Raw genomic sequence first — 14,031 nt, 5'->3', positions numbered from 1 at the left:
CGGGCGGGACGGCACAGCTTGGTGGGTGCGGTTCGGGCGGGACGCGTGGGTGCGGGCGTACGGCCCGGCCGCCCACTCGTGCGGCGTCGTATGCCCGGCTAACCGGCGTCGCGGTAACGGTCCAGCGCCTGACCGGCGGTGGAGGGGGCGTCGTGCTGAGCGGGCCGCCAGGCCGGGACGAGGGGTTCGTCCGGGGCGGCGGGCGGCGCCTGGCGGGGGACGAGGAACTGCTCGGCGCGGCGCTCGATGTCGTCGAGTCGGCTGTCGAGATCCCCGGCCAGTCTCCTACGGCACTCGGCCAGCAGGTCGCGCAGTTCGCCGAGCTGCTGCCGCAGAACGGCGCCCGAACTTCGCAACTGCTCCAGCTCGGTGTGCTGGTCACGGGCACGCCGGTCGAGTTCCGTCGACTGCAGGGCGGCCGCCCGCTCGATCCGGTCGGCGCGCAGCCGGGCCTCTTCCTCGGTGCGCCGGGCCTGGGCACGGGCGTCGCCGAGCAGGCGGGCGCACTCGGCCTGTGCGCCTTCGATGGCCTGACGGGCGGTCTGGTCCGTGAGCAGGAGGACACGTGCCGCGGCCTCGCTCGCCGGAGGCGAGGGCCGCTGACCGTACTGGGCGGCCGCCAGCTCGGCGCGCAGGGCGGCGTTGTCCTTGTGGAGCCGGTCGATCGTGCGTTCCACGACGTGGAGGAAGGAGTCGACGGCGCCCAGTTCGTAGCCCTCGCGCAGGCGCACGGTGGGGAACAACTGGTGGTGTACGTCGTCAGAGGTGAGCAGGGGCCGTTGCCTGCCGGGCACGTCGGGGTGCCGTTCGGTGTCGGAGGAGGGGACGGCTTCGGTGTCCGGGGTGTCCTCGCAGCATGCGTCGCCCACGGGTCGGTACCTCTCTGTTGCTGACGGACTGACTGCGATCGGAGCGGTGGGTCAGTGGGCGGCGGCGAGCACGAACCCGCCCATGGCGGTGGCGGCGGCCAGGGCGGTCGCCAGGTGCCAGTGGGCCAGGCGGCCCTTCTGCCGCCGCTGGACGACGAGTTGGAGGCCGATGGCGGCGATCCGCAGGATGACACCGGCGACCAGGGCGAGGACCACGGGCAGCACGACGGCCGGCAGCGGGCGGACGGTGGTGATCAGGACACCGACAGCGGGGCCGACACAGGTGACCGCGAGCCAGGGAGTCAGGTTCTGTCCGGTCTCGCGGAGCATGGTGGCCAGGGCGAGGCCGTCGCTGGCGGAGGCGATGGCCAGGGTGGCGACCACGGGCAGGGAGAACGCGAGGGCCAGCGTGGTGCCTTCGATGATGCGGTGGGAGCTCAGCGCGACGGCCGTGCCCAGGCCGGCGGACAGGGCACCGGCGGCCTTTCTGACCCGGCGGTGCAGGCCACGGGTGTGCAGGCCGACGCCCACGGCCTTGGCGGCCGAGTCGGCCGCGCAGCCGCAGCCGTCCCGGGTGATGGCGAACATCACCAGATAGCCGGCCACGGCGACGGCGGCCAGGAACCACAGGGAGACGCCCGCCTCGCTGCCGCCCTCCCACGCCTCGGGCAGCAGGTCCACCAGGGCGGTGGCGAGCATCATGCCCGAGGCGGCGGCCAGCAGATAGGAGGACTGCGCGACGGAGCGGCGTGCGATCAGTGCGCCCGCCAGGGTGGCGGCGGCCATGAGCACGGCGGCGCCCCAGGTGCCCGCCGGGGTGATGCCGGTGAGGTGCTGCATCGGTTCGCTGGCTGCCATCGGGTGTTTCTCCTGGAGTGGTTCGTGGGGGAAGAGGCGCCAGGCCGGGCGGAGACTGCGCGAGCCTGGCGCCGGTCAGCGGGCGGGATCACCGGCGTAGGCGGGACCGTGCGGATCGGGGCAGTGCGTGGCCGGTGGCGGGTGAGCCTGCTCGACCTGGAGCGTGATGTGTGCGATGCCGTAGACGTCGTGCAGGAGCTCCTCGGCGGCCTCGCGCACCGCCGTGCAGGAGGCGGCCGGGCCGACCAGGATGTGTGCGGACAGCGAGGGGTAGCCGGAGGTGATCTCCCAGATGTGGAGGTCGTGGACCTCGGTCACCCCGGGCAGGGCGGCGAGCCGGGCGCCTGCCTCGGCCGGGTCCAGTCCGGTCGGCGCCGTCTCCAGGAACACCCGAGCGGCGTCGCGGACGAGGCCCCAGCCCGCCTTGAGCATCAGGACGGCGACGACGAGGGCGGCGATCGCGTCGGCACGGGTGAAGCCGGTCAGCCACACCACGAGGCCGGCGAGGGTGGTGGCGATGAAGGCGTAGAGGTCGTTGAGGAGGTGCTGGAAGGCGCCTTCCACGTTGAGGCTGGTGCGGTTGGCCTTGCTCAGCAGCCAGGTCGCGGCGATGTTGACGACGACGCCGACGGCCCCGGTGACCACGACGAAGAGCCCCTCGACGGGCGGCGGGTCCAGCAACCGCCGCGCTCCCTCGAACAGGAAGTATCCGGCCAGCCCCAGCAGGGTGAGTCCGTTGAGCTGGGCGGAGAGGATCTCCGCCCGCCTGAGGCCGTAGGTGAAACCGCCCCTGGGCGGCCGTGCGGCCAGGCGCATCGCGAGCAGGGCGAGGACGATGGCGGCCGTGTCGGTGAGCATGTGCCCGGCGTCCGAAATCAGCGCCAGGGACCGGGCGATGAGGCCGACGACGACTTCGGCGGCCATGTAGGCGGCGATGAGTAAGAGAGCTGCGGTGAGGTAGCGGCGGTCGGCCTGCGCACTCACGCCGTGCTGATGGCCGTGCCCGTGCGGGGCATGGGCATCCTTGCCGTGCGGGGCCATGAGCGACTGTCCTTTCGTTTTCGTGAGGCGGTTCGCATCGCGGTGGCGGAAGAAAACGCGAAGCGGAAGAAGTCGCGGAGCGGAAGAAGTCGCGGAGCGGAAGAAAACACCGTTTGGTGAATACTGCGGCGTTTGCGAAGAGTGGCTGCCCATGCGCGTCGAACCAACAAACGACTGTTCAGGCATTCAGCTCTTCAGGGTGAATGCCGCTCGAACTCATTCCGATTCCGGGCTCGCGTGTTCGCCTGCGGCGTCACTCCCTGCACACCGGAGGACGAAAAGGCGGATGCCCCGCCCGGCGCTGCTATAGGTGAACACCTGCAGGGTTGAGCGGGTGCGGGTGAATGGAGCGTTATGGCCGGGCAGGTGCAACCGCATTACGACGCGGGGCGATTGGACGCGGTACGCGATTCCCTGCCGTGCGACGCGGATGTGGCCGATGTCGCCGATGTCTTCGCCCTGCTCGCCGACCCGGCACGGCTCAAGCTCCTCCTGGCCCTGCTGGAAGGGGAACTCTGCGTACGTGATCTCGCCGCCGTCTGCGAGCAGGGCGAATCCGCCGTCTCCCATCACCTGCGCCTGCTGCGCGCCCACCGAGCCGTGCAGGTCCGGCGCACCGGCCGACTGGCCTACTACCGGCTGGGCGATGCCCATGTGCGCCTGCTGCTCGACGTGGCCGTCACCCACCACGATCACGCGCCACCGGTCATTCACCCGGAGCGCGGCTGACTCCCCCGGAGGTGGTGGCTCCTGGCGGCGGTCCTGCTCGTCGGGTCGCTCGCGGCCTGCTGTGCCGTGCCGATCACGCCTCGTTGCGGGCATGCTTCTGTCCCACAGGGGAGGGGGAAGCATGGTCGCGACGGTGACGGCAATCGGGGGTCTCGCGGGTCTGATCGTGTCTCTGGTGTTCCTTGCCGTGCAGACGAGGGCGGTCTCAAGGCAGGTGAAGGCGAGCAACAACCTCGCCGGGACCAAGTCCCTGGACCACACCTACACGGGCATACGTGAGATCCACTTCAAGATGCTGGAGTACCCGGGCACGCGGGCCTGTATCTACGAGGGACGGCCGTTGCCCACGGACGAACTGGGCCGTGAGCGGGTGCTGACGATCGCCGAGATGCTGGCGGACGTGCTGGACAGCGGCATCCAAGTGACCCGGCGCATCCCGCAGAACGAGTCCGAGGAGGACTGGGCCTCGTACTGCCGATATGTGCTCGACCGCAGTCCGACCTTGCGAGCCGTCGTGTCCGAACACCCCCGCTGGTGGCCGGACCTGTCGCGCCTCTGCTGAGTCTCCGTCAACCCCGCCTGCCAGCGGGAGGCGCCATACCCGAGCGCCGCGAGGAACCGGACGGTGACGGTGACGAGCACACCCGGGTAGCGGACCGGCCCCCGCCCCGTCAGCCGGAGTCCTCGTCCGACGGCAACGGCTGCTCGAACCACACCACTTTCCCCGTGCTCACCCGCGTCGCCCCCCAGCGCCGGGCCAGTTGGTCGACCAGGAACAGTCCCCGGCCGCCCTCGTCGCTCAGTCGGGCGTGGCGCATTCTGGGGACCAGGGGGGAGTCGTCCTCGACCTCGCAGCGCAGTACGTCGGTGCACAGGAGGCGCAGGACGAGCGGGCGGGAGGCGAAGCGTACGGCGTTGGCGACGACCTCGCTGACCAGGAGCTCGGTGGACTCCACCAGGGAGTCGAGGCCCCAGTCGTGCAGGGTCCTGCGGGTCAGCCGGCGGGCCTGGCCCGCGGTCTGGGGGCGTGGGGCCAGGTACCAGTACGCGACGGTCTCCGGGAGGATGCCCTGGAAGCGGGCGACGAGGAGGGCGACGTCGTCGTCCCGGTCTCCCGGGCCCAGCGTGCCGAGTGCCTGGTCGCAGAGCAGCTCCAGCGCCGGGGGCGTGGATTGCGCGGCGGCTGCCTGGAGGCATCCGCGCAGGCGCTCCACCCCGGTCAGTACGTCCGAGTCACGGGACTCGACCAGGCCGTCGGTGTACAGCAGCAGCGTCGCCCCGGCCGGTGCGTGCAGCTCGGTGCACTCGAACCCGCCGCCGCCCACCCCGATCGGCGCCCCGGGCGGAACCTCCACCACCTCCGTGCCGCCGTCGGGGCGCAGCAGCACCGGCGGCAGATGGCCCGCGTTGGAGATCAGCAGCCGGTGCAGTACGGGGTCGTACATGGCGTACAGACAGGTCGCCGTGTGCTCGCTGCCCAGGCGTTCCGCCTGCTCGTCGAGGTGGTGCAGGATCTCGTCCGGGGGCAGGTCGAGCCCGGCCAGGGTCTGCACGATGGTGCGCAGCTGGCCCATGATCGCGGCCGAGGTCATGGAGTGGCCCATCACGTCGCCGATGACGAGGGCGACACGGTTGCCGGGCAGCGGGATCGCGTCGTACCAGTCGCCGCCGACCTGCGCGGTCCGTGAGGACGGCAGATAGCGGCTGGCCAGCAGGACCCCGGCCGGCTCGGGCAGCGAGGGCGGGAGCATGGTGCGCTGCAGGGCGTCGGCGACGGAGGCCTCGCGGGCGTACAGCACCGCCTTGTCGATGCCGAGCGCGGTGTGCGTGGCGAGCTGGGAGGCGACGAGGAGATCGTCCTCGGTGAACGCCGGCCGGTCACCTTCGCGGATGAGGACCACGCTGCCCATGACCTGGTTGCGGCCGTGCAGCGGAGCCAGGATCAGGCGTCGTCCGGTCACCTCGGTCCGGGACGCGGAGTCGGCCGCCAGCAGCTCGGACAGCGCGGCCGCGATGTCCCGGGTGTCCGCGATCACCGGGCGGCCGGCCCGGAGCAGCTTGGTGAGCAGGCCGTTTGCCGCAGGGTGTACGGCCTCCGCCGCCTGGACCGGGCCGGCGGTGGGCGCGCGGGGTCCGGACCGCTGTGCGGTCGCCCGGCGAAACGGGGCGCGGTCCGCGGTGTGCAGCTTGAGGACCCGGGGCGCGGCGGCGGTCTCGTCGCCGACCGGAAGCGGGGCGTACAGATGGACGAACGCGGTGTCGGCGAACGCCGGGACGGCGGCCCGGCACAGTTCCTGCAACGTCTCGTCGAGGTTCATGCCCCGGGCGATCTGCCGGGTCGCCGCATCGAGGTAGCGGAGCCGGTTGCTCTGCGGCTCGACCGGGTCGGCTCCGAGGTCCTTCGTCACGCCTGTCCTTCCAGCCGCGCGGGTCCGCATCGGGCGTCGTCAGGTGCGCCGCCCGCAGCGCAGGAAGATCTGCACCTCGGGCTGGACGTCCGCGGCCGACGGGGCGTACGTGTACGACGTCTCCTCGACGATCTCGAAAGCCGCCGCCTCGACGACCTCGCGGAGCTCGTCCCGCAGATAGCCGGACACGCGGATGGTGGTGCCGATGAACGGGATCATGAAGTCGTCCACGTCGGCCTCCACCATCGACAGCGCGAAGAGGCCCTCCGGAGCCAGCAGATGGTGGACGGTCCGCAGTGCCAGGGGGATCTCGGCGCGCGGCAGCATCAGCAGGGAGAAGAAGGCCACCACCGCGTCGAAGCGGCCGAGGTCCACCGGGCCGCCGGGCCGTAGATCGGCGATGTCCGCCCGGTGGAAGACCCCGCCGGGCACGTTCTTGCGGGCCAGTGCGACCATCCCGTCCGACAGGTCGACACCGACGACGTCCAGGCCCGCCTCCGAGAGCTGGAGCGCGGTCGGGATCCCGGTGCCGCAGCCCAGGTCCAGCACCCGGGCCCCGGCCGGCAGGGACCTGATCAGCCACTCGGCGGACGCCACCTGCCCTTCCTTGTGCGGAAACGCCTCGTCGTAGCGGTCGCCGATGGCGTCGAAGGCCTCGGCCTGGCCGCCCCGGTCGAGCGGCAGGCTCCCGTAGCCGAGCTGGTCGCCGGGACTGCTCACAAAGCACCTCCTTTAGGCTTTATGCGCGATTTTTTCACAGTTATACCTACTGTGCGGATCAGTCGGCCGCCGGGTACAGCAGACAGTCCTCGGGCCGGATCAGCAGGTTGATCTCCTCGCCCTCATGGCGGACCGGACTCTCGGCGGTGAGGTCGAGGCCGTCGACGCAGAGGGCGTACTCGAAGCGGGCGCCCGTGTAGGAGCACTGCTTGATCTTCGGAGTAGATCAGCAGCTTCCGCTCGCGGCGCGAGGCGTCGACGAGCTTCTCGTACGAGGCCGGGTAGTACGCGGGGTTCGGCTGTGCGGCGGCGTTCGCGTCCGTGCTGGTGCAGCCGCCGAGCGCGCTGCCGGTGACGCCGAGGGCTCCGACGGCGGCGGCGCGCAGAACCCCGCGGCGGGACGGCGTGCCGGAACGGGGGGAGACATGGGGGGCTCTTCTCGTGAGGGGCGCGACGGTGCCGGTGCAGCTTGCGTGGCTTCCGGAAGACGATGAAGACCATGACTTCAACCGGTCCACCTGTCAACCATTCCTGCTGCGTTACTTTTGGGTCGTGCGCGACAGTCCTGCCGCGCCGGTGGACCACCAGAGCGGGGAGGCCGCGGGCATGGCCGGGCTTGCACGGATCGAACGGGCGCAGCCGCAGACTCCGGCGGTGGAGGTGGCACGCCGTCTGCTCGACCATCTCCTGACGTCGGGCCAGCTCAGGGCCGGTGACCGGCTGCCGCCCGAGCGTGAGCTGGCGGAGACCTTCGGGGTGGGCCGCTCCGCGGTCCGCGAGGCCCTCAAGTCCCTGTCGCTGCTGGGTCTCCTGGAGATCCGGCAGGGCGACGGCACCTATGTGCGGGGTGCCACCTCGGACCTGTTGCCGCAGGTCCTGGAGTGGGGACTGATGCTGGGCGACCACACCATGGACGAGCTCCTGGAGGCACGCGCGTGCGTGGAGGTCGACCTCGCGGAACTCGCCGCCCTGCGCAGGACGGAGAACGACGTCACCGCGCTGGAGGCGCATCTGGCCCGGATGGCCGCCGAACACGCCGACCCGGAGCGCTATCTGGAGGCCGACCTGGCCTTTCACCGGGCCCTGGCCCAGGCCTCGCACAACGGCGCGCTGGCCGGCCTCCAGGCCCGCCTGGAGACCCTCGTGGCGGTGTGGATCCGGCAGAACATCCGCAAGCCGGGGGAGGGGCGGCTCGATGAGCACGAGGCCGTGCTGAAGGCCGTACGGGCCAAGAACCCCCGGGCCGCGCGGGCCGCGATGCACGCCCACATGGACTCGGCGACGCGACGGCTGCGGGCCCGGCTCGGCCGGGCGTGAGGGTGAGGTAGCCAGCTATACGTCAACCGGTTAACCGATTGGGCCGCCCGGATGGCGGCGGCCCGTCGGTGAGCCTCATGACGTGGAGAGGGCGCGGCGGGCGATATACGGCAGGATGCCGCCGTGCCGGAGATAGGCCAGCTCCTGGCGGGAGAAGATCCGCAGGCGCAGTTCCACCCTGCCATGGCAGCCCTCCGCCTCCCGCAGATGGAGGGTGACCCGGTTCGTGCCGACGGTCAGGCTGTCGAGACCCTCGAAGGACAGCTCCTGCTCGCCGGTGAAGGGGTGGGACGACGCGTCGTCGCCCTCGGTGAACTCCAGGGGCAGTACGCCCATGCCGATCAGGTTGCTGCGGTGGATGCGCTCGTACGACCCGGCGACGACCGCGCGTACGCCCAGCAGCGCCTGCGCCTTCGCGGCCCAGTCCCGGCTGGAGCCCGCCCCGTAGTTGTGCCCGGCGACGACAACCAGGTCGTAGCCCGCCGCTCGATAGGTGGGCGCGGCCTGATGGACCGGCAGCACCAGGGCGCCGTCGGCGGTGTACGCGTGGCCACCGGATCCCGGTGGTGCGGCGGCGTCGCCGTCTAGGAGCAGGTTGGTGACGGCCGCGTTGGTGAAGGCGCCGCGCAGCATGACCTCGTGGTTGCTGCGGCGCGTGGAGTACTGGTTCAGGCCGCGGCGGGCGACACCGCGCTCGGCGAGCCACTGCCCCGCCGCACTGCGGGCCGGGATCGCGCCGGCGGGGGAGATGTGGTCGGTGGTGATGTCGTCGCCGAGCCGGAGCAGGATCCGGGCCCGGTCGATCCTCAACTCGGCCGGCGGACAGGCGGACAGGTCCGTCAGATGCGGGGGACGGCGGATGTACGTCGACTCCGGGTGCCAGGGGAACCGGGTACCGCTGGGCGCCTCGATCTCCCGCCAGGCCGGGGTGCCCCGCCGGATGTTCGCGACGTTGGCGCGGAACATCTCCGGCCGTACGAACTCCGCCACGCACGCGGCGACTTCCTCGTCGGACGGCCACAGGTCCTTGAGGAAGACCGGGTCGCCCTCGGGGCCGGTCCCCAGGGGCTCCGTGTCGAAGTCGTGCAGCACCGAGCCGGCCAGCGCGTAGGCCACGACCAGCGGAGGGGAGGCGAGATACGACAGGGAGACCCGGGTGTTGACCCGGCCGGCGAAGTTGCGGTTGCCGGACAGCACGGCCACCGGTTCGGCCGCGCCCGCCTCGGCGAGCCGCTCCAGGTCCGGGTGCAGTGGGCCAGAGTTGCCGATGCAGGTCATACAGCCGAAGCCGACGATGTGGAAGCCGGTCCCCTCCAGGGCGGGCAGCAGCCCGGCCGCGCGCAGGTACTCCTCGACGACCCGTGAGCCGGGCGAGAGCGAGGTCTTGACCCACGGCTTGGCGGTCAGGCCCCGCTCGGACGCCCGCTCGGCGAGCAGACCGGCCTGCACGATCAGGGCCGGGTTGGCGGTGTTGGTGCAGCTGGTGATCGCGGCGATGGCGACGGGCGCCTCGGGCAGCGGCTCACCGAACGGGCCCGCCTCGGTGGTGGGTCGTCCCGCCGCCTGCCGGAACGACGCCGGGACCCGCGACAGCGGCAGCCGCTGGTGCGGCAGGTCCGGGCCCGCCACGCTGGGCTCGACGGTGCCGAGATCGAGGTCGAGCAGCTGGTCGTAGCGGGGGACGGGGCGGTCGTCGGTGCGCTTGAGTCCCTGGGCGTCGAGATAGGCGTCGACCAGCCGGACGTGCTCCTCCTCGCGGCCGCTGAGCCGCAGATAGGCGGCGGTCTCGTCGTCGTAGGGGAAGAAGACGCAGGTCGCGCCGTACTCCGGTGCCATGTTGGAGACGGCGGCGCGCTCGGCCCAGCCCAGTGTCGTGACGCCGTCGCCGCAGAACTCGACGAACTTGTTCACCACGCCGTGGGCGCGCAGGAGTTCGGTCAGGGTGAGGGCGAGGTCGGTGGCGCCCACGCCCTGGCGGAGCCGGCCGGTCAGGCGGACGCCCACCACCTCCGGGTAGGGGATGGTGACCGGCTCGCCCAGCATGGCCGCCTGCCCCTCCAGCCCGCCGACGCCCCAGCCGACGACACCCAGGGCGTTGATCATCGGGGTGTGGCTGTCGGTGGCGACGAGCACGTCCGGGTGCAGGAACGGAGGCTCGGGCCGCTCGCCCTCCGCCGGGTCCGCCGGGTCCGTCACCCACACCACGCGGGCCAGCGCCTCCATGTTGACCTGGTGGATGATCCCGGTGCCGGGCGGGACCACTCGGAAGTTGTGCACGCTGCGCTCGGCCCACTTGACCATCTCGTACCGCTCGCCGTTGCGCCCGAAGTCGATCAGCAGATTGCGCTCGACGGCGTCGGCACGGCCGTACTCCTCGACGATCACCGAGTGGTCCACGGTCAGGTCCACCGGGAGGGACGGCTGCAACCGCCCGGGATCGCCGCCGAGTTCGGCCACGCTGTCGCGCATCGCCGCGAAGTCGGCCAGGGCCGGCAGGCAGGTGGTGTCGTGCAGCATGATCCGGTTCGGATGCACGGGCACCTCGCACGAGCCGCTCATGGCACGCGCCCGGGCCACCACGTCCGCCAGCGCCTCCGGTGCCCGGCGGGCCACGTTCTCCAGCAGCACGCGGATCGCGTACGGGAGGGCGTCCAGCTCCGCGGTCGGCAGGATCCGCTCCAGCGGCTGCCAGCGGTAGGAGCGGCCCTCCAGGGTGAGTACGGCGGTGCGGTCGGCGTTCATGATCCCCTGCGGTCGTGGAGAGGGCGACGGAGTCGTTGTCGTTCCCAGCCCCATTGTCTTATGTCGCTCATTAATACAATCAATCCAGCCGTGCGGGAAGAGGGCGAGCGCACCGAGGGGCTAGTCCTCCGCGCCGATCCCCGTCTTGATCGACCGCACCTTGTCCAGATGCGTGCTCAGGAAGGCGGACGCCTCCCTGAGGTCCCCGCTCTCCACGAGGTCCAGGAGGTGCAGATGCTCCCGGGCCTGATTGGCCAGGCGGGAGCGGTCGATCTGGTGGCGGTACTCGATCAGGCGGCGCAGCCGGTTCTGCCGGCGCACCGCGTCCAGCAGGAACTGGTTGCCGGAGCAGCCGACCAGCATCTCGTGGAAGGACGCGTTGACCTGGAACAGTTCGGCCCGCGGCAGTAGCAGGATGTCCCCGTGCAGCAGGGCCTCCTGCTGCCGCCGGTGCCGGGCGAAGGCGTCGGCGTCCACGGTGAAGCCGGGTTCGAGGAGCGCGGCCGGCTCGATGATCATCCGGAACCGGTAACTCTGGTCGTGTGCCTCGGCGGTCGCCATGACGTGCTGGAACTCCCAGCCCCGGCCGCCCGCCTTGCGTCGCACGAGATCCTCGCCCTCCATGCGGGAGAGCACCCGGTCCGCCTGGCGCGGGGTGAGCCGGTAGCGCTGGGTGATGTCGGCCGTGGTGAAGGAGCCCTCGAACCGGCCGCCGACGAAGTCGTCCGCGATCTCGAAGTACGCCGACTCCTCCACGTCCTCGGTGCCGCTCAGGTCGGGACGGGCGAGGGTGCTCGCGTCGCGGGTGAGGAAGAAGCCGCGGTTGGGGAGCCGTTCCAGGATGCCGACCTCGGTGAGGAACAGCATCGCCTTGCGTACCGGGGTGCGGGAGACCGTCAGTTCGTCCGCCGCCCACTGCTCGGTGACATGGGCGCCCTCCGTGAGGCCGCGACGACGCATCAGGTCCACCAGCCGGGTGGCCATGGAGGTGGTCAGGTCGGTCCTCGGCATCGTTCCTGCGCTCTTCACGTGGTGGGTCGGCGGAGCCTCATCCTATGAACCCGGCCGTCACCGGCAGGGGTGCATCAGTTCCCGTCCATGGAGGCTGATCCGGGAAAGGATCGGAACTGGATTGTATCTAGCTATTAATTGATACAGCATGGCCTGGACGGCATGAGGCTCCGATGACCGTCTCGTACGGTGCCCGTCTACGGCGACCTCTCCGGGAACAGGGCGCGGGCGCGGTCCGGGTCCGGTGAGACGAAGACGGCGTCCGCGGTGACCAGTTCGGTGGAGCGTTCCTCCTCGGTGCTGATCGCGCCGGCCACGAAGATCTTGCGGTCCTCCGTGCCCGCGACGCGGGCGTGGACCCGTAGCGGGGTCTCCAGCGGGACAGGCCGGTGGTACCGGGTGCGCAGGGAGACCGTCATGGCGGGGGTCCCCGCCGCATAGCAGGCCCAGCCCATCAGCTCGTCCAGCAGCATGGCGCTCATGCCGCCGTGCACATACCCGGGCGGGCCTTCGTGGGCGATGCCGAGGGTGCAGTGGCCCACGACCCCGTCGCCGTCCGGTGTCACCCGCATCGGCGGGGCGAGGGCGCTGCCGGGGCCGGTGACGGGGCTGTACATCCGTACTCCGCCGGGGAACTCGTCCACGGCCGGGATCTCCGCGCGCAGCCGCCTCCGGCCGGTCAGCTGCCCGGTGAGCCGACGGACTTCGCCGGCCATCCGGTGGAGGGCCTCGGCCGGGGCGGCCGTGCGTACGGTGGCGTCGACGAGGGCGCGCAGTTCGTGGCCCAGTGCGGCGATCGCCGCCCGCTGGTGGTCCAGTTCCTCGGCGGCCGTCGGCGGGTGTTCGGTGAGTGGTGCGTTCATCGGGTTTCTCGGTCAGCCGTCCGTGCGGACGAAGACGGGCTTGAGGTGCTTCTCGGGCAGGGCGTCGGGCAGTTGCTCCCAGTCGATGACATGGGAGACGACCCGCCGGGGGTCGACCTTGCCGGAGCGGGCCAGTTCGAGGGCGTCGGGGATGTGGCCCCGGACGTTGTCGCGGGCGACGCGCAGGGTGACGCCGGTGAGGTACATGTCGAGCAGCGGCAGCTCGCCGGGCCGGAAGTGGTTTCCGGCGGACTCGCAGATGCCCTCCGGGGCAAGGGACTTGACGGCCAGGGCGAGCTGGTCGACGCGCCCCGTGGCCTCGACGGCGATGTCGAACCCGGGCCGGACGGGCTCCAGCGTCTCGGCGGTGTCCGCGCCGAAGCCACGGGCGATCTCCCGGTGCGCGGGATCCGGGTCGACGTACAGCACCTCGGCGGCGCCGAGCGCGCGGGCGATGTCGCACACGTACAGGCCGATGCTGCCCCGGGCGACGACCAGGACACGCGCTCCCGGCCGCTGCTTGAGGTGCGGTGCGACCAGACGCCAGGACAGCGACCAGTTGTCGCTGGCCGACGCCATGGCGACCGGGTCCAGATCGGCGGGCAGCGGCACCAGCATGGCGTCCGCCCATGGGACCCGGACCAGATCGGAGAAGAGCCCGCCCCAGCTGCCGCCGATGGGCGCGCCGTACATCGCCATGTGCGGTACGGCCGTGCAGTGCGCGGTCAGCCCGGCGCGACAGCGGTCGCACGCGCCGCAGTTGATGGACCACGGGACCACCACCAGGTCGCCCGGCGCCACGGTCGTGACGGCGTCGCCGGTCTCCACGACCCGGGCCACGCACTCGTGGCCAAGGGCGAACGGCGGGTCGATGAAGCCATGCCCGGCCAGGATCGCCGAGTCGACGTCGCAGGAGGTCGCGGCCACCGGGGCGACGATCGCCTCCTGGTCCGAGCCGAGCTTCGGGTCGGGCGCCTCACACCACTCGACGGTGTGCCGGGCGACGTAGGTCAGCTCACGCATCGGCCCGCTGCCCCTTCGCCAGGGCCACGAGGTCGGCGTACCGGATCACCGATCCGCCCGCACCCCAGGTGCCGTCGGCCTGCTCGTGCACCAGCACCCACACCCGCAGGGCGTCGTCCTGGGTCAGCCCGGCGGCGTCGAGCACGGTCCTGGTGGCGTCCTGGACCAGCCCCGCCTTGCGCCGCTCGGACACGGCGCCCTGCGGCACCGTCACCTCGACCAGGAAGCGGGGCGCGTCGTCCTCGGCGGTGGTCTGCGTCCCCTCCGGCAGCTCTACGAGATAGCTCCACGCCTGGGCGCGGAAGAACGCCGTGTCGGGCGCCCCTTCCCACCGCAGCAGTACGGCGGCCAGGTCCCGCTGGACGGTCTTGCGGCCCTCCTCGGTCAGCGAACCCGCCGGGACGGTGAGCCGGATCATCGGCATGACGAAGTCTCCCCTCGTGTTCTGCG

Annotated in this window: 13 protein-coding genes; 3 read left to right on the top strand and 10 right to left on the bottom strand. The window is 71.6% G+C overall.

All coding sequences use genetic code 11. The features are described from left to right. Positions 1 to 98 precede the first annotated feature (98 nt). The 3 genes from ACFWYS_RS09775 to ACFWYS_RS09765 form a co-directional block, all read right to left on the bottom strand. Positions 99 to 869 (bottom strand): DivIVA domain-containing protein, encoded by a 771-nt coding sequence (locus ACFWYS_RS09775; RefSeq protein WP_384765436.1) that lies wholly within the window; start codon positions 867 to 869, stop codon positions 99 to 101. Between the two features lie 51 nt (positions 870 to 920). Continuing rightward, on the bottom strand, positions 921 to 1,727 hold the full coding sequence (locus tag ACFWYS_RS09770) for a hypothetical protein (RefSeq protein WP_384765434.1): 807 nt from the start codon (positions 1,725 to 1,727) through the stop codon (positions 921 to 923). 75 nt (positions 1,728 to 1,802) lie between these two features. Continuing rightward, positions 1,803 to 2,768 (bottom strand): cation diffusion facilitator family transporter, encoded by a 966-nt coding sequence (locus ACFWYS_RS09765; RefSeq protein ID WP_384765432.1) that lies wholly within the window; start codon positions 2,766 to 2,768, stop codon positions 1,803 to 1,805. A 354-nt stretch (positions 2,769 to 3,122) separates the two neighbouring features. Here ACFWYS_RS09765 and ACFWYS_RS09760 point away from each other — a divergent pair, with 354 nt between their 5' ends. Next, positions 3,123 to 3,497 (top strand): ArsR/SmtB family transcription factor, encoded by a 375-nt coding sequence (locus tag ACFWYS_RS09760; RefSeq protein ID WP_384765431.1) that lies wholly within the window; start codon positions 3,123 to 3,125, stop codon positions 3,495 to 3,497. Between the two features lie 133 nt (positions 3,498 to 3,630). Beyond that, a complete protein-coding gene (locus ACFWYS_RS09755; protein ID WP_384765429.1) occupies positions 3,631 to 4,059 on the top strand; it encodes a hypothetical protein in 429 nt (142 codons plus the stop codon). A 109-nt stretch (positions 4,060 to 4,168) separates the two neighbouring features. Here ACFWYS_RS09755 and ACFWYS_RS09750 read toward each other — a convergent pair whose 3' ends face one another. Both ACFWYS_RS09750 and ACFWYS_RS09745 read right to left on the bottom strand, forming a co-directional pair. Further along, a complete protein-coding gene (locus tag ACFWYS_RS09750; protein WP_384765427.1) occupies positions 4,169 to 5,935 on the bottom strand; it encodes a SpoIIE family protein phosphatase in 1,767 nt (588 codons plus the stop codon). Between the two features lie 9 nt (positions 5,936 to 5,944). Next, positions 5,945 to 6,625, bottom strand: coding sequence for a class I SAM-dependent DNA methyltransferase (locus ACFWYS_RS09745; RefSeq protein ID WP_384765425.1), 681 nt, complete (start codon positions 6,623 to 6,625; stop codon positions 5,945 to 5,947). A gap of 552 nt (positions 6,626 to 7,177) precedes the next feature. Here ACFWYS_RS09745 and ACFWYS_RS09740 point away from each other — a divergent pair. Continuing rightward, on the top strand, positions 7,178 to 7,942 hold the full coding sequence (locus tag ACFWYS_RS09740; protein ID WP_384765423.1) for a FadR/GntR family transcriptional regulator: 765 nt from the start codon (positions 7,178 to 7,180) through the stop codon (positions 7,940 to 7,942). A 75-nt stretch (positions 7,943 to 8,017) separates the two neighbouring features. Here the strand turns inward: ACFWYS_RS09740 and acnA are convergent, their stop codons facing one another. From acnA to ACFWYS_RS09715, 5 genes are all read right to left on the bottom strand, one after another. After that, entirely contained in the window at positions 8,018 to 10,684 is a 2,667-nt protein-coding gene (gene acnA / locus ACFWYS_RS09735; protein WP_384765422.1) for an aconitate hydratase AcnA, read from the bottom strand. A gap of 120 nt (positions 10,685 to 10,804) precedes the next feature. Then, positions 10,805 to 11,695, bottom strand: coding sequence for an FCD domain-containing protein (locus ACFWYS_RS09730; protein WP_384765421.1), 891 nt, complete (start codon positions 11,693 to 11,695; stop codon positions 10,805 to 10,807). 197 nt (positions 11,696 to 11,892) lie between these two features. Beyond that, the gene (locus ACFWYS_RS09725; RefSeq protein WP_384765420.1) at positions 11,893 to 12,558 is read right to left on the bottom strand and encodes a PaaI family thioesterase; all 666 of its coding nucleotides are present in this window, start codon (positions 12,556 to 12,558) and stop codon (positions 11,893 to 11,895) included. 12 nt (positions 12,559 to 12,570) lie between these two features. Further along, positions 12,571 to 13,581 carry a zinc-binding dehydrogenase gene (locus ACFWYS_RS09720; protein ID WP_384765418.1) on the bottom strand — a complete coding sequence of 337 codons (1,011 nt, stop codon included), beginning with the start codon at positions 13,579 to 13,581 and terminating at the stop codon, positions 12,571 to 12,573. Then, positions 13,574 to 14,005: a 4-oxalocrotonate tautomerase family protein gene (locus tag ACFWYS_RS09715; protein WP_384765416.1), complete on the bottom strand. Its 432-nt coding sequence runs from the start codon at positions 14,003 to 14,005 to the stop codon at positions 13,574 to 13,576. Before ACFWYS_RS09715 ends, ACFWYS_RS09720 begins: the two co-directional genes overlap by 8 nt. Positions 14,006 to 14,031: the final 26 nt, after the last annotated feature.

The organism is Streptomyces sp. NPDC059010, from assembly GCF_042740355.1.
Taxonomy (GTDB): Bacteria; Actinomycetota; Actinomycetes; order Streptomycetales; family Streptomycetaceae; genus Streptomyces.
Note: the sequence above shows the minus strand (reverse complement) of the source record. Positions and strands in the feature narration are given on the sequence as shown.